Annotated in this window: 21 protein-coding genes; 9 read left to right on the forward strand and 12 right to left on the reverse strand. The window is 65.2% G+C overall.

Annotated features, from left to right (window positions below; all coding sequences use genetic code 11):
- Position 1 precedes the first annotated feature (1 nt).
- From DCM79_RS28400 to DCM79_RS28415, 4 genes are read right to left on the reverse strand one after another with little or no spacing between them, the layout of a single operon-like run.
- On the reverse strand, positions 2–1,225 hold the full coding sequence (locus DCM79_RS28400) for a bifunctional alpha/beta hydrolase/OsmC family protein (protein ID WP_257177380.1): 1,224 nt from the start codon (positions 1,223–1,225) through the stop codon (positions 2–4).
- A 27-nt stretch (positions 1,226–1,252) separates the two neighbouring features.
- The gene (locus DCM79_RS28405; RefSeq protein WP_257177381.1) at positions 1,253–1,915 is read right to left on the reverse strand and encodes a sulfite oxidase-like oxidoreductase; all 663 of its coding nucleotides are present in this window, start codon (positions 1,913–1,915) and stop codon (positions 1,253–1,255) included.
- 36 nt (positions 1,916–1,951) lie between these two features.
- The gene (locus DCM79_RS28410; protein ID WP_257177382.1) at positions 1,952–3,172 is read right to left on the reverse strand and encodes a cytochrome P450; all 1,221 of its coding nucleotides are present in this window, start codon (positions 3,170–3,172) and stop codon (positions 1,952–1,954) included.
- Positions 3,173–3,227: 55 nt separating this feature from the next.
- On the reverse strand, positions 3,228–3,437 hold the full coding sequence (locus tag DCM79_RS28415) for a ferredoxin (protein WP_028135239.1): 210 nt from the start codon (positions 3,435–3,437) through the stop codon (positions 3,228–3,230).
- A gap of 157 nt (positions 3,438–3,594) precedes the next feature.
- On the opposite strand from DCM79_RS28415, the gene DCM79_RS28420 reads away from it, so the two are divergent.
- Positions 3,595–4,242, forward strand: coding sequence for a TetR/AcrR family transcriptional regulator (locus tag DCM79_RS28420; RefSeq protein ID WP_257177383.1), 648 nt, complete (start codon positions 3,595–3,597; stop codon positions 4,240–4,242).
- Here the strand turns inward: DCM79_RS28420 and DCM79_RS28425 are convergent.
- The 3 genes from DCM79_RS28425 to DCM79_RS28435 form a co-directional block, all read right to left on the reverse strand.
- Entirely contained in the window at positions 4,239–4,889 is a 651-nt protein-coding gene (locus tag DCM79_RS28425) for an aspartate/glutamate racemase family protein (protein ID WP_257177384.1), read from the reverse strand. The two genes, DCM79_RS28420 and DCM79_RS28425, sit on opposite strands and share 4 nt — an antisense overlap.
- 85 nt (positions 4,890–4,974) lie before the next feature.
- On the reverse strand, positions 4,975–6,393 hold the full coding sequence (locus tag DCM79_RS28430) for an amidase (RefSeq protein WP_257177385.1): 1,419 nt from the start codon (positions 6,391–6,393) through the stop codon (positions 4,975–4,977).
- Between the two features lie 114 nt (positions 6,394–6,507).
- Positions 6,508–7,284, reverse strand: coding sequence for an SDR family oxidoreductase (locus DCM79_RS28435; RefSeq protein ID WP_257177386.1), 777 nt, complete (start codon positions 7,282–7,284; stop codon positions 6,508–6,510).
- A 156-nt stretch (positions 7,285–7,440) separates the two neighbouring features.
- On the opposite strand from DCM79_RS28435, the gene DCM79_RS28440 reads away from it, so the two are divergent.
- Positions 7,441–8,514, forward strand: coding sequence for a tartrate dehydrogenase (locus DCM79_RS28440; protein WP_257177387.1), 1,074 nt, complete (start codon positions 7,441–7,443; stop codon positions 8,512–8,514).
- A 193-nt stretch (positions 8,515–8,707) separates the two neighbouring features.
- On the opposite strand, the gene DCM79_RS28445 is transcribed toward DCM79_RS28440, so the two are convergent.
- The 4 genes from DCM79_RS28445 to DCM79_RS28460 form a co-directional block, all read right to left on the reverse strand.
- Positions 8,708–9,781 (reverse strand): malate/lactate/ureidoglycolate dehydrogenase, encoded by a 1,074-nt coding sequence (locus tag DCM79_RS28445; protein WP_257177388.1) that lies wholly within the window; start codon positions 9,779–9,781, stop codon positions 8,708–8,710.
- Positions 9,782–9,792: 11 nt separating this feature from the next.
- The gene (locus tag DCM79_RS28450) at positions 9,793–10,704 is read right to left on the reverse strand and encodes an NAD(P)-dependent oxidoreductase (RefSeq protein WP_257177389.1); all 912 of its coding nucleotides are present in this window, start codon (positions 10,702–10,704) and stop codon (positions 9,793–9,795) included.
- A gap of 12 nt (positions 10,705–10,716) precedes the next feature.
- Positions 10,717–11,967, reverse strand: a complete 1,251-nt coding sequence (locus tag DCM79_RS28455) for a Zn-dependent hydrolase (protein WP_257177390.1) — start codon at positions 11,965–11,967, stop codon at positions 10,717–10,719.
- A gap of 124 nt (positions 11,968–12,091) precedes the next feature.
- Positions 12,092–13,009 carry a LysR family transcriptional regulator gene (locus tag DCM79_RS28460; RefSeq protein ID WP_028135248.1) on the reverse strand — a complete coding sequence of 306 codons (918 nt, stop codon included), beginning with the start codon at positions 13,007–13,009 and terminating at the stop codon, positions 12,092–12,094.
- Between the two features lie 119 nt (positions 13,010–13,128).
- Here DCM79_RS28460 and DCM79_RS28465 point away from each other — a divergent pair, with 119 nt between their 5' ends.
- The 6 genes from DCM79_RS28465 to DCM79_RS28490 all read left to right on the forward strand — a co-directional run bounded on the left by DCM79_RS28465 (position 13,129) and on the right by DCM79_RS28490 (position 18,705).
- A complete protein-coding gene (locus tag DCM79_RS28465) occupies positions 13,129–13,944 on the forward strand; it encodes a putative hydro-lyase (protein ID WP_257177391.1) in 816 nt (271 codons plus the stop codon).
- 89 nt (positions 13,945–14,033) lie between these two features.
- Positions 14,034–15,278: an ABC transporter substrate-binding protein gene (locus tag DCM79_RS28470; RefSeq protein WP_257177392.1), complete on the forward strand. Its 1,245-nt coding sequence runs from the start codon at positions 14,034–14,036 to the stop codon at positions 15,276–15,278.
- A gap of 149 nt (positions 15,279–15,427) precedes the next feature.
- Entirely contained in the window at positions 15,428–16,306 is an 879-nt protein-coding gene (locus DCM79_RS28475; protein ID WP_257177393.1) for a branched-chain amino acid ABC transporter permease, read from the forward strand.
- Positions 16,306–17,289 carry a branched-chain amino acid ABC transporter permease gene (locus DCM79_RS28480; protein ID WP_257177394.1) on the forward strand — a complete coding sequence of 328 codons (984 nt, stop codon included), beginning with the start codon at positions 16,306–16,308 and terminating at the stop codon, positions 17,287–17,289. The genes DCM79_RS28475 and DCM79_RS28480 overlap by 1 nt, the downstream gene beginning before the upstream one ends.
- Positions 17,286–18,017 carry an ABC transporter ATP-binding protein gene (locus DCM79_RS28485; protein WP_257177395.1) on the forward strand — a complete coding sequence of 244 codons (732 nt, stop codon included), beginning with the start codon at positions 17,286–17,288 and terminating at the stop codon, positions 18,015–18,017. Before DCM79_RS28480 ends, DCM79_RS28485 begins: the two co-directional genes overlap by 4 nt.
- Entirely contained in the window at positions 18,001–18,705 is a 705-nt protein-coding gene (locus tag DCM79_RS28490) for an ABC transporter ATP-binding protein (RefSeq protein WP_257177396.1), read from the forward strand. The genes DCM79_RS28485 and DCM79_RS28490 overlap by 17 nt, the downstream gene beginning before the upstream one ends.
- Positions 18,706–18,847: 142 nt before the next feature.
- Here DCM79_RS28490 and DCM79_RS28495 read toward each other — a convergent pair whose 3' ends face one another.
- Positions 18,848–19,534, reverse strand: coding sequence for an aldolase (locus DCM79_RS28495; RefSeq protein WP_257177397.1), 687 nt, complete (start codon positions 19,532–19,534; stop codon positions 18,848–18,850).
- Between the two features lie 105 nt (positions 19,535–19,639).
- Between DCM79_RS28495 and ltnD the strand changes: the two genes are divergently transcribed.
- Entirely contained in the window at positions 19,640–20,557 is a 918-nt protein-coding gene (gene ltnD / locus DCM79_RS28500; protein ID WP_257177398.1) for an L-threonate dehydrogenase, read from the forward strand.
- Positions 20,558–20,572: the final 15 nt, after the last annotated feature.

Here is a 20,572-nt window from a genome sequence, read left to right on the forward strand (position 1 = left end):
GCTAATCCACCGCCTTTGTCACGATGCGGATCTCCGACGTCAGCGTCCGGTGCACCGGACACTTGTCCGCGATCTCCATCAGCTTCTTGCGCTGCTCGGCATCGAGCGCGCCGTCGATCGTGATGTCGCGTTCGATCTGGTCGAGCATGCCCTCGCGCGTGTCGCACTCCGCACAGTCCTTGGCGTAGATCTTGGAGTGCTTCAGCGTGACCGTGACGCGATCGAGCGGCAGCGATTTGCGGTCGGCATAGAGGCGCATGGTCATGGAGGTGCAGGCCCCGAGACCGGCAAGCAGGAAGTCGTAGGGCCCGGGGCCCGCGTCCTCGCCGCCGGCCGCGACCGGCTCGTCCGCCACCAGATGATGCGGGCCGACAATGATGCTCTGGTTGAACTTGCTCTTGCGGGTCTCCTGGACCACGACCTGCCGCGGTGCCTCGGGCAGATTCATCGCCTTCGCGGGCTTCGCGGTGTCGATGTAGCGGCCCGCCCAGGCCGCGATCACGTCGGCTGCGTAGAGCGCGTCGGCGGGTTTGCTCAGGAGATGATCGGCGTGATCGAGCGAGACGAAGCTCTTGGGATGCCTGGCAGCAACGAAGATCTTGGTGGCGTTGTCGATACCGACGGTGTCGTCGACAGGCGAGTGCATCACCAGCAGCGCCTTGTGCAGGCCGGTGATATCCCTCATCAGCTCGTGCTCCGCGATGTCCTCGAGGAATTCGCGCTTGATACGGAACGGACGTCCAGCGAGCGAGACCTGGACCTCACCCTCGGTGCGGATCTTGTCGATATGTTCCTTGAACAGACCGGTGACGTGAGCGGGATCGGATGGCGCCGCGATGGCCACAACCGCCTTGGCTTCGGGGATCTGTCCGGCGGCCGCCAGGATCGCGGCACCGCCGAGGCTGTGCCCGATCAGGATCGACGGCGCCTTGCGGACGCTACGCAGATGATCGGCCGCGTGCACGAGATCGGCGACGTTGGAGGAGAACGTCGAATTGGCGAAATCGCCTTCGCTGGAGCCGAGCCCGGTGAAGTCGAAGCGCAGCACCGCGATGCCCTTGGCGGCGAGCGCGACCGCGATGCGCTTGGCCGCCAGCGTATCCTTGCCGCAGGTGAAGCAGTGCGCGAACAGCGCGTAGGCCGCGGGCTCGCCGTCAGGCAATTCCAGCGCGGCCGCCAGCTGATGGCCGCCTTCGCCCGTGAATTGAAAGCGTTCGGTCGGCATGGCTTTCCCTCGTTCCAAATCTGAACTCTAATCGTCCGAATAGCGCTGCTCGGCCCAGGGATCGCCGCGGTTATGATAGCCGCGGACCTCCCAGAAGCCCGGCGCGTCGTCGGTCCGGAATTCGATGGCCTGGAGCCATTTCGCGCTCTTCCAGAAATACAGATGCGGCACGACCAGCCGCACCGGGCCGCCATGCTCCTCCGTCAGCGGCTGGCCGGACCAGCTATGGGCGAGCAGGGCATCCTCGGCGGCAAAGTCTTCCAGCGCGAGGTTGGTGGTGTAGCCGTCGTAGGAATGCAGCACAACGAAGCGCGCATCCTCGCGCGGCTGGCAGGCCGCCAGCAATTCGCGCGTGGCGAGCCCTTCCCACTCGTTGTCGTAGCGCGACCAGGTCGTGACGCAATGGATGTCGGAGGTGAACCGGGCCTGCTTCTGCGCCGCGAACTCCGCAAAAGTCCAGAACACAGGGGACTCGATTGCACCGTAGACGTCGAGCCGCCAGCGCTCGCGCGAAATCGGCGGGGTGACGCCGAGATCGAGCACCGGCCAATCCTTGGTGAGATGCTGGCCCGGCGGCAGGCGCTGGTCTTCCGGCCGCGCGATCCTGCCGGTGAGGAAGCGGCCCTCACGCGCCCATGCTTCCTTGGTGCGCGTCAATTTGCTGTCGGGCGGCTCGTTGTCGTCAGCCATGGCCGTCCGGCCTCTCCGTTCCCGTGTCGGAAAGGCTTACATCGCCTTTCCGAGCAGAAATGGCAACTGGCGGGGGCCTCGCACCGTGCCTTGCGACCACGTCACCGTGCCTGCCGGATCGAGCCGGAAGTCCGGAATGCGCTTCAGCCATTCCTCCAGCGCGACCTGCATCTCCATACGCGCCAGGTTGGAACCGACGCAGCGGTGGATGCCGAGGCCGAAGGCGGCATGGCGGTTCTCGCGGCGGTCGATCACGACTGTGTCGGCATCCGGAAACACGTTGGGATCACGATTGGCGGCCGGGAAGGACAACAGCACCATGTTGCCCGCCTTGACCGGACAGCCCGAGATCGTCGTGTCCTTGACCACCTCGCGGGCCATCGTCACCGGCGAATAGGCGCGCAGCAGCTCCTCCACAGCGATCGGCATCAGGCCGGGCTCGGCGATCAGCCGCTCGCGATCGGCCGGCGTCTTCGCCAGATGCCAGAGCGAGGAGCCGATCGCGCTCCAGGTGGTGTCGATGCCGGCGATCAGGAGCAGGCGCAGCGAGCCAAGGACGTGGGAATCTTCGAGCGGATTGCCCTCCTTGTCCCTGGCGTTCATCAGGTAGGAGATGAGATCGTCGGTCGGGTCGGTCTTGCGCTTCTCGATGTGCGCGGTGAAATAGGCGCTCATCTCCTGCACGGCCTGCAGCAGCTTGCTCTCGTCCTTGATGCCGAGCTCGAGGATCATGTGGATCCATTTGATGAAGAGATCGCTGTCGCTTTCGGGAATGCCCAGCATGTGCGCAATCGCCCGAACCGGAATGTACTTGCTGTAGCGCGCGGCGGCATCGACCTTGCCGTCGGCGATGAACCCGTCGATCAGCTCATTGCAGATCGCGCGCATCCGCGGTTCCAGCTTCTTCATCGCATCCGGCGTGAACGGCGGCAGCAGGAGCTGCTTGGCCGGCTTGTGCACGGGCGGGTCGGAGGTGATCGGCGGAGCTGCGTTCCTGGCGACTTCGGGCCGGACATCGCGCACGATGATGCGGCGCGAGGAGAAATGCTCGGTGTCGTTGGCGATCTCGCGTACGGCCTCATAGGTCGTCGGCATGTAGCAGCCGAGGAAGCGATTCGTGTGCACGACCGGGCTCGCTGCGCGCATCTCCTCCCAGATCGGGAACGGGTCTTCCGTCCACTGCGGATCGGTGTGATCGAAATCGTTGACCCAGTCGGTGACGGGCGGATGGGCGACAGGTTGGCTGACGTCGGACATGACAGGGAATCCTCGGGCTGGCGGTCGAATCGCGCGGGCACACAGGGCGCCCGTGCTACTCCTCGATCACGTCGATTGCGATTTCCGGGCAATTGGCTTTGGCAAGCCAGGCCTTGTCTTCGAGCCCGGGCGGGACCGTGCCGTCGCCGGCTTCGTGCGCGTTGCCAAATTCGTCGAGCTCGAAGAGTTCCGGCGCGAGCGCTTTGCAGCGCGCGTGGCCTTGGCATTTGTCGGGATCGACGTGAACCCTCAGTCGCTCTGTCATGGCGGCATCCTTGGTCGTATCCGCGCGTGGCCCGCAGGGCGGCGCATTCCTCATGTCAATTTTATCCGCGGCATTTGCCGCGGGCTTTAAGTTATATGCTATTACATTCGCGCCAGGCTTTCCCTGTCAAGCGCAAACTTGTAGGCTTGGCCACAACATGCGCTCTCAACTCGCCCGCAAGCCCGAAAACACCTACCATCATGGCGATCTTCGCGATGCTTTGATCAAGGCCGCGCTACGCGAGGCGGAGCAGGGCGGCGCCGAGGCGATCAGCATCAAGGCGCTGGCCAAGCAGCTCGGTGTGTCTCAGCCGGCGCCGTATCGACACTTTGCCGATCGCGAGGCGCTGCTTGCGGCCGTGACGGCGGAGGCGTTCCGGCAGCTCTGCGCGATCCTGCGCGAGGCGATGGCCGGGCCGTCGAAGCAATCTAAATTGTCACGGCTGGCACAGGCGACCCTGGATTTCGGCCTGCGCCGCAACGGCATCTACCGCCTGATGTTCGCCTCGCGCACCGTCTCCTGCGCGGCCAAGGGCAGCGAACTGCACGAAGTCACGCGCGAGACGTTCGCGCTGGTGATCGAGGCGCTGGAAGCGCCCGCCGTCGGCTATTTGCGCGAGCGGCAAGCGCTCAAGATCTGGGCGGCGCTGCACGGCGTCGTGATGCTGGCCGAGCAGGGCCTGTTCACCGGCGAGGCCGCCCACGCCACGCGCGAGGAGCTGGTCGAGGATTTCGTCAACGAGACCAAGGCCGCGCTCGCGCTCGCGATCAGGGCCGCGCGGCGTCGAAAAGCGACGGCTGCCTAAGCCTTCGCTCCCAACAGCGTCATCAGTTTGTCGACGGCGCTGTCAGGCGTGGTCACGACGGGACGGCTGGTGGCGTCAGCGACCAGCGGTGCCGTCGCCGCGATGCTGAACTGCGCCAGCGCGATGACGTCGCAATCGCGCAGGTCCTGTGACGCTTCGACGATCAGCCGGTCGTGCGTGGCGCGGTCGCCGCGGTCGAGCGCCGCCAGCGCGCCGTCGGCAAGTTTCGGAACGACCTGGACCGAGGCCGGAAACTCCGGCGGCATCGAGGCCAGCGTCGGCGGAAAGGTGGAGAGCAGGCCGATGCGCCTGCCCATCGTCACCGCGCGCTCGATCATCGCTTCGTTCGGCTTCAGCACCGGCATCGGCGCCTGCGCGCGCGCGACCGCTTCGATGCAGGGGCCGAAGGCGGAGCAGGTGAACAGGATTCCATCCGCGCCCGTCGCCGCCGCATAATCGCCGAGTGCCAGGAAGCGCTCGGTCATGGCGTCGTTGAGCCTGGCGTCACGGGCCAGATCCGCCGACAAGCTGTCGTCGAGCAGGTTCATCAGCCGCGCCGCCGGCCACGCTTTCGCAAACGCGGCCTCGATCGGGGCGATGGAGTGCTTGAGGGCGTGGATCAGGGTGATGCGAGGGGGCGTCGTCATGGAGCGTGACTATCTGGGTTCTCGTGCCCCGGCTCTGTAGCGCGCCGCCGAAGAAGCGCTGCGCTGCGTCCGGGGGCACGTCCGGCTACATCTTCACCTTCGGATCGATCGGCGTCGTCCCGCGCAAGCTCAGAACATCCTCCAGCACCTTTGCGCCGGCGATCACTTGCGCGTCCGCGCGCGGTGCGCCGACCACCTGCACGCCGACCGGCAGGCCGGACGCCGTGAAGCCGCAGGGCAGCGACAGCGCGGGACAGCAGGCCAGCGTGATGGCGTAGACGATGCCGAGCCACTCGACGTAATTGTCGAATTTCTTGCCGGCGCATTCGGCGACATAGCGGTGCTCGATCGGAAAGGGCGGCACGATCGTGGTCGGCGTCAGCAGCAGATCGTAGGTCTTGAAGAACTCGACCGCGCGCTCGGTCATGCCGACGCGCTGGGCCTCGGCGCACGCGATCTGCTCCACCGTGAGCTTGAGCCCCTCCTCGATGTTCCAGATCACCTCGGGCTTGAGCAAATCGCGCTTGGTGCGCAGCAGATTGGCCTTGGTCATCGCGAAATCGAAGGCGCGCAGCACGTGGAAGCATTCATGCGCCTCGCGCCAGTCGGGATGCGCCTCCTCGACGATGACGCCGGCCTCGGCGAAGCGTTCCGCCGCCTTCCGCGTGATTGCTTTCACTTCGGGATCAACAGGGGTGATGCCGAGATCGGGCGAGTAGGCGATGCGCTTCGGTTTCTTGCCCGCCTGCGCCGCCGACAGGAACGAGGTCGCAGGGGCGGGCAGCGACAGCGGATCGATGGCGTAGTCGCCGCTCATGGCATCCAGCAGCAGCGCGAGATCTTCGACGTTGCGCGCCATCGGGCCCTGCACGCCGAGATTGCGATCGATGCCCGCCTTCGGCGTATGCGCGACTCGGCCGATGCTCGGCCGCATGCCGACGATGCCGCAGAAAGCGGCGGGGCTGCGCAAGCTTCCGCCCATGTCCGAGCCCTGTGCCAGCCAGGCCATGCCGGTGGCCAGGGCCACCGCCGCGCCGCCGGAGGAGCCTGCCGCGGATTTCGTCGTATCCCAGGGGTTGAGCGTCGCGCCGAACACCTCGTTGAAGGTGTTGGCACCGGCGCCGAATTCCGGCGTGTTGGACTTGGCGTAGACCACCGCGCCGTTGGCTTCGAGGTTCTCGACCATGAGGTCGGACTTGGCGGGGATGTTGTCTTTGAAGATCGGGGAGCCCTGCGTATTCAACACGCCCGCAACGTCGGTCAGATCCTTGATCGGCACCGGCAGGCCCGCGAGCAACCCCCGCGCGCCAGCGGGTTTGCGCATCAAGGCCTTGGCGTTGTCCCGCGCGCGATCGAAACACAGGGTCGGCAGCGCGTTGACCTTGCCGTCGACTTCACTGACGCGTTTCTCCAGCACGTCCAGCAGTTCGAGCGGCGAGACGTCGCCGGAGCGCAGCTTGTCGACGACGGCGCATGCGGTTTCCCGGATCAGGTCTTGAGACAATTATTTTACTCCTGTTGCTCATTGTGTCGTCATTGCGAGCGCAGCGAAGCAATCCAGACTGCGACCGGCGGACAAATTCCTGGATTGCTTCGCTGCGCTCGCAATGACGATAAACTAACCCCAGCCCGCGCTGATGCCGCCGTCCACCGTGTAGATCACGCCCGACGTATAGCCGGCGCGGTCCGAGGCCAGGAACGCCATGAGGTCGCCGATCTCGCGCGCATGCGCGGGGCGGCCGAGCGGCAGGCCCTTCTGGAATTCCTTGTAGCGGCTTTCGTCGCCGAACTGGTGCTTTGCCCGCGTCTTGAGCTGGGTGATGTGGCGGTCAGTGCCGACAGGGCCCGGATTGATGCCGACAACGCGGATGTTGTCGGCGAGACTCTTGCTGCCGAGCGCGCGGGTGAAGGCCATCAGCGCGGCGTTGCCGGCGCTGCCGCAGATGTAATTGGCGTCGAACTTCTCGCCTGCAGCGCCGATGTCATTGACGATGACGCCGCTGCCCTTGGCCTTCATCTGCGCGTAGATATGCCGCGTCAGGTTGATATAGCCGAACACCTTCAATTCCCAGGCGTGGCGCCAGGCCGCCTCGTCGATCTTGTCGATCGAGCCGCCGGGGATGTCGCCGGCATTGTTGACGAGCACGTCGATGTCGGCAGCTTCCCTGGCGAGCCGTGCCACGTCCTCTTCCTTGCGCAGATCCACGATGCTCGTTGCGGCATCGATCTGGTGGGCGGCGCGCAGGCGGTCGGCCAGCGACTTCAGCGCCTCGCCGCTGCGGGCGGCGAGCAGGAGATGTGCGCCTTCCTCGGCAAACGCCTCGGCGGCGGCAGCGCCAATGCCCTTGGACGCGCCCGTAATCAGGACACGCTTGCCACGCAGATGCAGATCCATGAGGGTGCTCGCAGGATAGGAACAGGATCAAATCAGTAGGCGCCTGGCCGCGCCATGGTCAACATTGCAGTGCAGCGTTGCACTGCCGACGCGTTTGGTCCATTGCAGTGCGGTCAAAAAGGGCGGCGGCTGCCGGACCAACCAAGGACGTTCTCGATGAGCAAGAAGCAATACCGGATCGCGGTCATTCCCGGCGACGGCATCGGCAAGGAAGTGATGCCTGAGGGCCTGCGCGTCCTGGAGGCGGCGGCGAAGAAGCACGGCGTCTCCGTGCATTTCGACCATTTCGACTTCTCGTCCTGGGACTATTACGAGAAGCACGGCCAGATGATGCCCGATGACTGGAAGGACAAGATCGGCAAGCACGATGCGATCTATTTCGGTGCGGTCGGCTGGCCGGCCAAGATTCCCGACCACGTCTCGCTATGGGGCTCGCTGATCAAGTTTCGCCGGGAGTTCGACCAGTACGTGAACCTGCGTCCGGTGCGGCTGATGCCCGGCGTGCCGTCGCCGCTGGCGGGCCGTAAGCCCGGCGACATCGATTTCTGGGTGGTGCGCGAGAACACCGAAGGCGAATATTCCTCCGTCGGCGGCCGCATGTTCCCGGACACCGACCGCGAGTTCGTGACGCAGCAGACGGTGATGACCCGCACCGGCGTCGACCGTATCCTGAAATTCGCCTTCGAGCTCGCGCAGTCGCGGCCGAAGAAACACCTGACCTCGGCGACCAAGTCCAACGGCATCTCCATCACCATGCCCTATTGGGACGAGCGCGTGGAGGCGATGGCCAAGAAGTTTCCAGGCGTGAAGTGGGACAAGTACCACATTGATATTCTCACGGCGAACTTCGTGCTGCACCCGGACTGGTTCGACGTCGTGGTCGGCTCCAACCTGTTCGGCGATATCCTGTCCGATCTCGGCCCGGCCTGCACCGGCACCATCGGCATCGCACCATCAGGCAACATCAATCCCGAGGGCGACTTCCCGTCGGTGTTCGAGCCGGTGCACGGCTCCGCGCCCGATATCGCGGGGCAGGGGATTGCGAACCCGATCGGCGCGATCTGGTCCGGCGCGATGATGCTCGAGCATCTCGGCGAGAAGGAAGCCGGCAAGTCGATCGTCGAGGCGATCGAGCGCACGCTGGCCGAACGCACGCTGCGCACCAAGGATCTTGGCGGCAATGCCGATACCACGGCGTGCGGAAAGGCCGTTGCGGATATGGTGGATTGACGGGCGACTGTCCCCTCTCCCCTTGTGGGAGAGGGTGTCTCGCCGCGGAGCGGCGGACGGGTGAGGGGTCTGCCTCCGCGGGGACAGACCTGCATCACTGCACGATTGCTCGCGTGAGAATGCCTCATCCGGCGCTTCGCGCCACCTTCTCCCACAAGGGGAGAAGGAAGGAGCGCATTGCGGGTCGAGCCGTTCAGCCCACGATCTTCTCGATCGCCGCCTGGTCCAGCCCGAACTTCTTCCCGGCCTCGAGAATCTCCTGCCAGGTGGTCGGGTCGACCGGAATGCCTTCAGCGAGACGCTTCTTCTTCGTCTCGCGCTCGGGCTCGCCCGCGATTCTGACCTTGTCGACCCCAGGAGCGGGCGGCGAGCCGGTGTGCCAGGCGACGAAGCTCTCGACTTCGCGCGCGAGGTTCTCGCCGGTGCCGAGCTTGCCGGGATCGATGACGATCGAGAGCATACCGTTGAGGACGTTGTGCTTGCCGTCGGACGAACCCTTCACCACCTGACCGCCGGAGAGCGCGCCGCCGAGGATCTCGCAAACAAGCGCGAGGCCCGAGCCCTTGTGCTCGCCGAAGGGGAGGATGGCGCCATACGGCGGGATCACGGTGTAGCGCGGATTGACCGTCGCCTTGCCTTCATGATCGATGATGGTGCCGGGCTCCAGCTCGACGCCCTTGTTGTGGGCGACGCGGGTCTTGCCCTGCGCGATCCTGCTGGTGGCGAAATCCAGAACGATCGGGTCCTTGCCGCCTCGCGGGATGCCGACGCAGAACGGGTTCGTGCCGTGGCGGGCATCGCTGCCGCCCCAGGGCGCCACGATCGGGCGCGAGATCACGTTCACGAAGTGGATCGAGACCAATCCGTGCTCTATGCACTGCTCGGCCCAATGGCCGATCCGGCCGATGTGGTGCGCGTTGGAGAGTCCGACGAGGCACACGCCGTTGCGCTTGGCGCGCTCTGCCGCCAGCTCCATCGCTTCATGGCCGATCACCTGGCCGTAGCCGGTGAGGCCATCGAGCGTGAGCAGCGGACCGGTGTCGAGCACGATCTTGACGTGCTGGTTCACGGCAAGGCCGCCATTGGTGACGCTCTGGACATAGCGCGGGATCATGCCGACGCCGTGAGAGTCGTGGCCCTTGAGATTGGCTTCGACGAGATTGGTGGCCACGAGCTCGGCCTCGCGGTCGGATGATCCGCCGGCCTTGACGATGGCGTGGATGGCGCTGGTAAGCGGCCCTGCCTTGATGGTGCGATACTCGGCCATTGTTGTTCTTCTTATCCCTTCACGATCCGGCGGCAATGAACCAGCGCCGCTTCAATAAGGTTCTCGCTGGCCTCGGGCGTACGAAACGCCGAATGCGCCGACAGCGTCACGTTAGGAATTTTCGTCAGCGGATGGTCGGCGGGCAGCGGCTCGGTGTTGAAGACGTCGAGGCCGGCATGGCGGATGTGGCCCGACTTCAGCGCCTCGATCATGGCGGCCTCGTCGACGATCGCGGCACGCGCGGTGTTGACGAAGATGACGCCGGGTTTCATCTTGCCGATCTTCTCGCGCGTGATCATGCCGCGCGTCTCGTCGTTGAGCAGCAGATGCAGCGACACGACATCGCTCTTCGCCAGCACCGTATCGAGATCGGTGAATTCGACGCTCGGATGGCTCTTAGGCGAGCGATTCCAGGCGATCACCTTCATGCCGCTGCCGGAGGCGATGCGCGCGACCTCCGCGGCGATGCCGCCGAAGCCGATCAGCCCGAGCGTCTTGCCGGTGAGCTGCATGCCGTCCTCGCGCAGCCAGTTGCCGACGCGCATCTCGCGATCCATCATCGCGATGACGCGCGCCGAGGCCCACATCAGCGCAATCGCGGCTTCGGCGACCGCGGTGTCGCCGTAGCCCTTGATCAGATGCACGGAGATGCCGAGCTCGGCGAGCTCCTCCGGGTTCATGTAGCTGCGTGCGCCGGTGCCGAGGAACACGACGTGCTTGAGGCCGGTGCACTTCTTCGCGACCTCGGTCGGCAGCGCGGTGTGATCGACGATCGCGATCTCGGCGCCGTCGAGGATTTCAGGGTATTGCTCCGGATTGATGTCGGGGTCCCGGTGGATCCGCACCTTGGGATCGCCGGGCTTCCCCAGCCGCTCCATGATCACGGCAAGGGCTTCGTTGGCGTCGACGAAAACTCCGCGCATGGCTCTCTCCGATCAGGACGCGACGCCGGCGATCGCCAGCACGGTATGCATGAGGACGTTGGTACCTGCGGCGCAATCGCCCTGCGTGGCGTCCTCCAGCTCGTTGTGGCTGATGCCGTCCTTGCAGGGCACGAACACCATCGCCGCAGGCATCACGGTGTTGAGGTTGCAGGCGTCGTGGCCGGCGCCGGACGTGATGCGGCGCGAGGAATAGCCGAGCGTCTTCGCCGCGCTCTCCACCGCTGCGATCAGCTTGGGATCGAAATGCGTCGGCGGCTTGCGCCAGACCAGATCGATCTTCACCTCGACCTTGCGGCGGGCGCCGATCTCGGCAATCGCGGCGCGCAAATCGCGATCCAGCGCGTCCATGATCGCGCCATCCGCGCTGCGGCAATCCATGGTGAAGGCGATCTCGCCGGGAATGACGTTGCGCGAGGGGTTGGCGATCACGGCCTCGCCGATGGTGCCGACCGCCTTCGGCCCGTGCTTCTTCGCGATGGCCTCCATCGCCAGCACGATCTCCGACAATGTCGCGAGCGCATCGCGGCGCAGTGGCATCGGGGTCGAACCGGCATGGCTCTCGAAGCCAGAAATCTTGCCGTCGTACCACAGCACGCCCTGGCCGGAATCGACGACGCCGATGGTCTTGCCTTCGGCCTCCAGGATCGGGCCCTGCTCGATGTGCAATTCGACGAAGCAGCCGAGCTTCTGGAAGCCCACCGGCTTGTCGCCGCGATAGCCGATGCTGTCCAGTGCCTGGCCGACGGTGGTGCCCTCGGCATCCTTGCGCGACAAAATGTCGTCGGTGGTGAAGTCGCCGACGTAAGCGGCGGAGGCCATCATCGCAGGTGCGAAGCGCGAGCCTTCCTCATTGGTCCAGTTGACGATGCAGATCGGTGCCTCGGTCTCGATACCGGCATCGTTCAGCGTGCGGATCACTTCCAGCGCGCCGAGCGTGCCCAGGATGCCGTCATACTTGCCGCCGGTCGGCTGGGTGTCGAGATGCGAGCCGATACCGACCGGCAGTTTCGACATGTCGCGGCCCTTGCGCAGGCCGAACTGCGAGCCGAGCGCATCGGTGTGCACTTCGAGGCCAGCCTCCTCGCAGGCCTTGCGGAACCAGTCGCGCACCTGCTTGTCCTCGGCACTCAACGTCAGCCGCCGCACGCCGCCCTTAGCCGTCGCGCCAAATTGCGCGGTCTCGTGGATGGCGCCCCAGAGGCGGGCGGAATCGATTTGCAGGTTGGTGGCGGCACGGCTCATGTGGTCAGTCCATTTTGGCTGTCATTCCGGGGCGGCTCAAAGAGCCGAACCCGGAATCTCGAGATTCCGGGTCTGGTGCTGCGCACCATCCCGGAATGACGTTGAAGGTTGCCCGGCGCCTTTTTCAATGACGCGCCTGCGCGGGCGCGTCAACCGCGAGGCTGCTCTGCGCAATCTGCCGTGCAAGCTCGGCGACGCGCTCCACGGCAACGACGTCGGGCGAGGCGAGCCAGCTCGCGGTGAAGGTCAGCGGCGCGATCGCCAGATCGGTGTCGAGCAGCTGCAGCCGCCCGTCGGCGAGCTCGCTCTCGACGATGGCGTCGGGAATCACGGCGACGCCCAGCCCCTCGACCGCCATGTGGATGACGGTGGCGAGCGAGGCGGACGCATGCAGGCGGATCGGCGGCAGCTCCGGCCGGTCGAATACCTCGCGCACCACCTCGTAAGGCTTGGTCTTGCGCGGGAAAGTGATGATCGGAAACCGCGCGAGGTCGGCCGGCGTCACCGGGCCCTTGCCGAGCCCGAGCGAAGGGCTTGCAAGAAACCCGATCGGATAATCGGCAAGCACGCGGTTGTGCACGCCGGAGGCGGACAGCGGTCCCACCACGAACGCAAGCTCGATCTCCTGCGCGAGCAGGCGCGCGGTGAGGTTCGGCGTGATGTCGACCTCGATCTCCAGCGACAGGTTCGGATAGACTTGGTTGACGCTCTTCACGAGGCGCGGCAGCCAGGTGTGCACGATGGTCTCGGCGACGCCGAGCCGCATCACGCCGCGCATCGCCGAGGCATCGCTGATCTCCGCCATCATCTGTGCGCGCAGGCCGATCAGCTTCTCCGCATAGACCATCATCTGCCGGCCGCTCGGGGTCGGTGAAGCCACGCGATGATCACGGTTGAGCAGCTTCACGCCCATCTCGCGCTCGAGCTGGGCGATGCGCTGGGAGATCGCCGGCTGGGTGGTGTTGAGCCGTTGGGCGGCGCCGCGAAAGCTGCCAAGCTTCACCACCCACAGGAACGTCTCGATCGACCTGAAGTCCAGCATGGAAGGATTTTCCCAGTCGATAAATCAGATTTATCGAGATTGATTAAAAACGACGATTAGACTTTATAGCACGCGTGGTGTTGGCTTGTCTTTGTCGAGTTTATGGGCAGGTCAATCACATGACTGTTTTGGTGGCAACGCAGCAAACTGAAACAACCGACATGCTGCCGAGCCGCAAGGCCCGGCTCGCTTACCGCGAGGGGCTGGTCGCCTCCACCGCCGGCGTCGCCCCCGGCTTCGTCCAGGGCAATCTGGCGATCCTGCCGGCGGACTATGCCGGCGCCTTTCACCGCTTCTGTCAGCTCAATCCGAAACCGTGCCCGATCATCGGCATGTCCGATGTCGGCAGCCCTTTCATCCCGGCGCTCGGCGCCGAGCTCGACATCCGCACCGACGTGCCGCGCTATCGCGTCTGGCGCGATGGCGAGATCGTCGACGAGCCGACCGATGTGACCAAGTACTGGCGCGACGATCTCGTCACCTTCGTGCTCGGCTGCTCGTTCTCGTTCGAGGAGGCGCTGCTCGACGAGGGCATGCCGATCCGCCACATCGAGCAGAACGTGCGCGTGCCGATGTACCGCACCAACATTCCTTGCGGCGAAGCCGGACCGTTCGCAGGACCCATGGTGGTGTCGATGCGCCCGTTCAAGCCGGCGGATGCGATCCGCGCGGTGCAGATCACCTCGCGCTATCCCGCCGTGCACGGCGCGCCCGTGCATCTCGGCCATCCGCATCTGATCGGCATCAAGGACATTTCCAAGCCCGACTACGGCGATCCGGTGACCGTCGCCGACGACGAGATCCCGGTGTTCTGGGCCTGCGGCGTGACCCCGCAATCGGTCATCAATGCCGCCAAGCTGCCGTTCGCGATCACGCATTCGCCCGGCCTGATGCTGGTCACGGATCTCAAGAACAGGACCCTGGCCGTGATTTAACGGGCAGCATCTGCTGCTTCTTCGAGCTTTACCGCATCCGTCAATCGCTTCATTCGATCATCTGAAATTCAGTCACAAAGGACCCTGCCATGACGATCACTCGCCGCGACGTGTTGTTAGGTGCCACCGCCACCGCTGCCCTGGTGCCTCTCGCTGCACGAGCCCAGACGACGGAGGTCGTGATCGGCGTGATCTATCCGTTCTCCGGCGGCAGCGCGCAGCAGGGCGTCGACGCGCAGAAGGCCTACGAGACCGCGCTCGAGGTCATCAACAAGGACACCGCTTTCGATCTGCCACTGGCCAAGGGCGAAGGCCTGCCGGGCCTCGGCGGCGCCAAGGTCCGCCTCGTCTTCGCCGACCACCAGGCCGATCCGCAGAAGGGCCGCGCCGAGGCCGAGCGCCTGATCACGCAGGAGAAGGTCTGCGCCATCATCGGCACCTATCAGAGCGCGGTCGCCGTCACCGTCAGCCAGATCTGCGAGCGTTACCAGGTCCCGTTCGTCTCCGCCGACAATTCCTCGCCGAGCCTGCATCGCCGCGGCCTGAAGTACTATTTCCGCGCCGCGCCGCACGACGAGATGTACTCGGCCGCCATGTTCGACTTCTTCGATGCCATGAAGAAGAAGGGCACCAAGATCGAGACGCTGTCGCTGTTCCACGAGGACACCATCTTCGGCACCGATTCCGGCAACGCCCAGGCCAAGATCGCCGGCGAGCGCGGCTACAAGATCGTCACAGACATCAAGTATCGCGCCAACTCGCCCTCGCTCTCGGCCGAGGTGCAGCAGCTCAAGTCGGCGAAGGCCGACGTGCTGATGCCATCGAGCTACACCACCGACGGCATCCTTCTGGTCAAGACCATGGCCGAGCTCGGCTACAAGCCGAATGCGATCGTGGCGCAGGACGCCGGCTTCTCCGAGAAGGCGCTTTATGATGCCGTCGGCGACAAGCTCGAAGGCGTGATCTCGCGCGGCACGTTCTCGCTCGACCTCGCCCAGAAGCGCCCGATGGTCGGCAAGATCAACGACATGTTCAAAGCGAAGTCGGGCAAGGACTTCAACGACCTCACCTCGCGCCAGTTCATGGGCCTGATCATCCTCGCCGACGCCATCAGCCGCGCCAAGTCGACCGACGGCGAGAAGATCCGCGACGCGCTGGCGGCGACCGACATCCCGGGCGAGCAGACCATCATGCCATGGAAGCGCGTCAAGTTCGACGAGATGGGCCAGAACAACGACGCCGACCCGGTGCTGCTGCAATATATCGGCGGCAAGTTCGTTACCATCTTCCCGCCGCAGGCTGCGATCGCCGAGGCGGTCTGGCCGATGAAGTGAACTGGGAAAGTGGGAGCTCAGTGTAGCTCCCGCCCTCATCCTGAGGAGCGGGCGTAGCCCGCATCTCGAAGGACGAGGGCTGGGCCATCCTTCGAGACGCGCGCTGGTGCGCGCTCCTCAGGATGAGGATCTATTTCGGGGGACGACTTTTGACAGCCCAAGCCATTATCCAAAGTCTCGCGAGCGGCCTGCTCATGGGCCTGCTCTACGGATTGATCGCAGTCGGCCTCGCGCTGATCTTCGGCCTGATGGACGTCACGAACTTCGCCCATGGCGAGTTTCTGATGATCGCGATGTATCTGTCCTTCTTCCTGTTCGCGTTCTTCGCCATCGATCCCTTGCTGTCCGCGCCATTGGTCGCTGCCGCGCTCTTCGTCTTCGGAGCGGTGATCTACTTGCTGATTGTGCGCTTCGCCATGCGGGCCAAGGCCAATGCCGGCATGGTGCAGATCTTCACTACGTTCGGCCTTGCCATCGTCATGCGCGGCCTCGCGCAATACTTCTTCACGCCTGATTATCGCAGCATTCCGCAGTCATGGCTCGGCGGCAAGACCATCTCGATTGCCGGCATCTTCCTGCCGGAGCCGCAGCTGGTCGGCGCGCTGGTCTCGATCGCGGCCTTCGCCGGCCTCTATTTCTTCATCCATCGCACCGATTTCGGTCGCGCGATCGAAGCCACCCGCGAAGATCCCGGTGCGGTCGCGCTGGTCGGCATCGACAAGAACCGTGTCTTCGCGTTCGGCTGGGGCCTCGGCGCCGCGCTGGTCGGTCTCGCCGGCGCGATCATGGCGAGCTTCTTCTACATCTATCCCGACGTCGGCGCGTCCTTTGCCCTGATCGCCTATGTCACCGTGGCGCTCGGCGGCTTCGGCAGCGTGTTCGGCGCCTTCGCCGGCGGCATCATCGTCGGCCTCGTCGAAGCCACCACCGCCCTGGTGCTGCCGCCGTCGCTGAAGTCGGTCGGCATCTACGCGGTCTATCTGCTGGTCGTCTTCATCCGGCCGCGCGGCCTGTTCGGATCGATCTGATGGACAAGGAATTTGCAGCGCGGCGCCGCCGCGACCTCATCATTGCCGCGGTGCTCGCCGCGATTGCCGCAGCGACGCCCCTGTTCGTGAAGGATGTCGTCGTCCAGAACATCCTGATCCTGACCTTGATGTATGCGGGTCTGTCGCAGAGCTGGAACATCCTGTCCGGCTATTGCGGGCAGATCTCGCTCGGGCACGCGCTGTATTTCGGCCTGGGTGCCTACACCACCGAGCTGCTGTTCACCAAGTTCGGTGTGCTGCCCTGGTTCGGCATGCTGGCCGGCGGCGTGGTGTCGGCGTTAATTGCGATGGGGCTCGGCTATCCCTTCTTCCGCCTGCGCGGCCATTACTTCGTGATCGCCACCATCGTCATCGCCGAAATCGGATTGCTGCTGTTCCACAATTGGGAATGGGCCGGCGCCGCGATGGGCATCACCATTCCGATCCGCGGTGACAGCTGGCTGAAATTCCAGTTCCTCCGCACCAAGCTGCCGTATTTCTATTTCGCGCTCGCGCTGTGCTGCCTCGCCTGGTTCGTGACCTGGTGGCTGGAAAACTCCAAATGGGGATTCTGGTGGCGTGCGGTGAAGGACAATCCGGAGGCTGCCGAGAGCCTCGGTGTCGACGTGTTCAATTCCAAAATGGGCGCGGCAGCGGTCTCCGCCTTCCTTGTTGCCATCGGCGGCAGCTTCTACGCCCAATTCGTCTCCTACATCGACCCTGAGAGCGTCATGGGCTTCCAGTTTTCGCTGTTGATGGCGCTGCCCGCCGTGCTCGGCGGCATCGGCACCCTGTGGGGGCCAGTGTTAGGGGCCGCCATCCTGATCCCGCTGACGGAGCTGACGCGCTTCAAGTTCGGTGGCTCGGGGCGCGGTGTCGATCTCATCGTCTACGGCACGCTGATCGTCCTGATCTCGCTGGCCTTGCCGCGGGGGCTGCTCAGCCTGTTCTCACGGCCGAAGAAGACGGGAGCCGCCCGATGACCGCGCTCCTCGAAACCCGCGGCGTTTGGCAGCGCTTCGGCGGCCTCGTCGCCAACAGCGACGTCTCGATCTCGGTCGGCCGCGGCGAGATCGTCGGCCTGATCGGCCCCAACGGCGCCGGCAAGTCGACGCTGTTCAATCTGATCGCCGGCGTGTTGCCGCCGACCCAAGGCACGATCCTGTTCGACGGCGAGGACGTCACCCACATGCCGGCGGCGGCGCGCTGCCAGCGCGGCATCGGACGCACCTTCCAGGTGGTCAAGAGCTTCGAGACCATGACCGTGATCGACAACGTCATCGTCGGTGCGCTGGTACGCAATACCGTGATGCGGGAGGCGCGCCGCAAGGCGCATGAGGTGCTGGAGTTCACCGGCCTTGCCGCGCGCGCCGACGTGCTCGCCAGCGACCTCGTGCCGGCCGAGAAGCGTCGCCTCGAAGTCGCCCGCGCGCTCGCGACTGAGCCCAAGCTTCTTCTGCTCGACGAAGTCCTCACCGGCCTGACGCCGACCGAGGCGCAGACCGGCGTCGCGCTGGTGCGCAAGGTGCGCGATGCCGGCATCACCGTGCTGATGGTCGAGCACGTCATGGAGATCGTGATGCCGCTGGTCGACCGCGCCATCGTGCTCGACCTCGGCAAGGTGCTGGTCGAGGGCAAGCCTTCGGACGTCGTCCGCGATCCCAAGGTGATCAAGGCATATCTGGGAGATCGTCATGCTGTCGGTGCGTGAAGTCACGACCGCCTATCAGGGCCTGGTCGCGATCTCCGCGGTCTCGATCGAGGTCCAGAAGGGCGAGATCGTCTGCGTCGCCGGCGCCAATGGCGCCGGCAAGTCGACGCTGCTGAAATCGATCGCCGGGGCCGAGCGGCCGCGCTCGGGCAGCGTGACGTTCGACGGCAAGCAGATCAACGGCATGGCGCAGCACCACATCACGGCGACCGGCATCGCCTATGTACCGGAGAACCGCCGGCTTTTTCCGCGCCTGTCGGTGCGCGACAATCTTCGCCTCGGCAGCTATCTCTATCGCGGCGAGGCTGACCGCGAGGGACCGCTCGATCTCGTCTTCACCCTGTTTCCGCGCCTGTCCGAGCGCCTCGAGCAGCGCGCCGAGACGCTCTCCGGCGGCGAGCAGCAGATGCTCGCGATCGGCCGCGCCCTGATGACGCGCCCGCGGCTCTTGATGTTGGACGAGCCCTCGCAAGGCATCATGCCAAAACTCGTCGACGAGATTTTCCAGGCGGTCAAGCGCATCCGCGACGCCGGCATGACCGTTCTCATCGTCGAGCAGCGCATGGCCGAGTGCCTGGAGATCGCCGACCGCGCCTACATCCTGCAGACCGGCCGCGTGCTGATGCAGGGCGCAGCAAGCGAGATCAAGGGCAATCCGGACGTGAGGAAGGCGTATCTGGGATTGTAGTGGTGGATTCGTAGGGTGGGCAAAGCGAAGGGTGCCCACGCCTTTCAAAGACGTGGGCACGGCGCTGGCGCGCCTTTGCCCACCCTACGGCACTATCGCTACGAAGTATCGAGCGCTCGCAATGACGAGGTTAGAACCGCGTCTAATGCCCGTCCCCATGCTCCGGCAGCGTCACCCCGAACACCTTCACCAGATCCGCGACCTGCTCCGGCGAGAGATACCGCGGGTTCAGCCCGCGCAGCAGCAGGTACAGCTTCGCCGTCTCCTCCAGCTCCTCGGTCGCGAACACCGCGGCTTCCAGCGTGTCGCCGGCGACGACAGGGCCATGATTGGCGAGCAGCACGGATGAATATCGTCCCGCCAGTCCCTTGATTGCGTCCGCCACAGCGGGATCGCCGGGGCGGTAATAGGGCACGAGCGCGGTGGCGCCGCATTTCATCAGGTAGTACGCCGTCATCGGCGGCAGCGCGGCGCGCGGGTCGATCTCGGGCAGCATGGACAGCGCGACCGAATGGGTGGAGTGCAGGTGCACGATCGCGCGTGCGCTGCCGCGCGTGTCGTAGAGCGCCGTATGGAGCGGAACTTCCTTGGTCGGCGCATCGCCGGAGACCAGCCGGCCCTGATCGTCCAGTCGCGAGAGTTTTGCCGGATCGAGGAAGCCAAGCGAGGCGTTGGTCGGCGTCACCAGCCAGCCGCCGCCGTCCAGCCTGACGCTGATATTGCCGGAGGAGCCCGGCGTCAGCCCGCGCTCGAACAGGGATCGGCCGAACCGGCAGATCTCCTCGCGCAGCCGCGTTTCGTTGTTGTTTTCAGTCCTCATGGCCGTCATGCCCTTTTGTCTCACGCTTTGGCAGCGCGACCAAGCCGTGTTATCGGTTCGTCGAGCCCGCCGCAAAGGCCGGCCATCCGGGAAACGTTCGCAAGGGTTAGTTGCATGTCCGCCTCCACGCCACAAAATCAGCGCATCGCCGTCATCGGGCTCGGCTCGATGGGGTACGGCATGGCGACCTCGCTGAAGCGCGCCGGCCACTCGGTCACCGGCTGCGATGTTTCGGCTGACGCCGTGGCGCGTTTCGTGAAGGACGGCGGGACGGGGGCCAGGAGCCCGGCCGAGGCCGCCAAGGACGCCGACATCGTCGTCAGCGTCGTCGTCAATGCCGCGCAGACTGAGACGATCCTGTTCGGCAAGGATGGCGCCGCCGAGACCATGCCGAAGGACAGCGTGTTCGTCTCCTCCGCCACCATGGACCCTGACGTGGCGCGGCGCCTTGCCAAGCAGCTCGAGGCGACGGGCCGGCATTATCTGGACGCGCCGATCTCCGGCGGGGCGCAGCGTGCCGCGCAGGGAGAGTTGACGATCCTGGCCTCCGGCAGCCCCGCTGCATTTGCGAAGGCGCGGCCCGCGCTCGATGCCATGGCGGCAAAGCTCTATGAACTCGGCGATGCCGCAGGGCAGGGCGCTGCCTTCAAGATGATCAACCAACTGCTCGCCGGCGTGCACATCGCCGCCGCCAGCGAAGCAATCGCGTTCGCGGCCAAGCAGGGCCTCGATATCCGCAAGGTCTACGAGGTGATCACGGCCTCCGCTGGCAATTCCTGGATGTTCGAGAACCGCATGCCGCACGTGCTCGACGGCGACTACACGCCGCGCAGCGCGGTCGAGATCTTCGTCAAGGATCTCGGCATCATCCAGGACATGGCGCGCAGTGCCCGATTCCCGGTGCCGGTCTCCGCCGCCGCGCTCCAGATGTTTCTGATGACATCAGCCGCCGGCATGGGCCGCGACGACGATGCGTCGGTGGCGCGCATGTATGCGCAGGTGACCGGCGTGAAGCTGCCCGGCGACAAGTAAGTTTGAGGGGATTTC

It is taken from the genome of Bradyrhizobium sp. WBOS07, assembly GCF_024585165.1.
Classification (GTDB): Bacteria; Pseudomonadota; Alphaproteobacteria; order Rhizobiales; family Xanthobacteraceae; genus Bradyrhizobium; species Bradyrhizobium japonicum_B.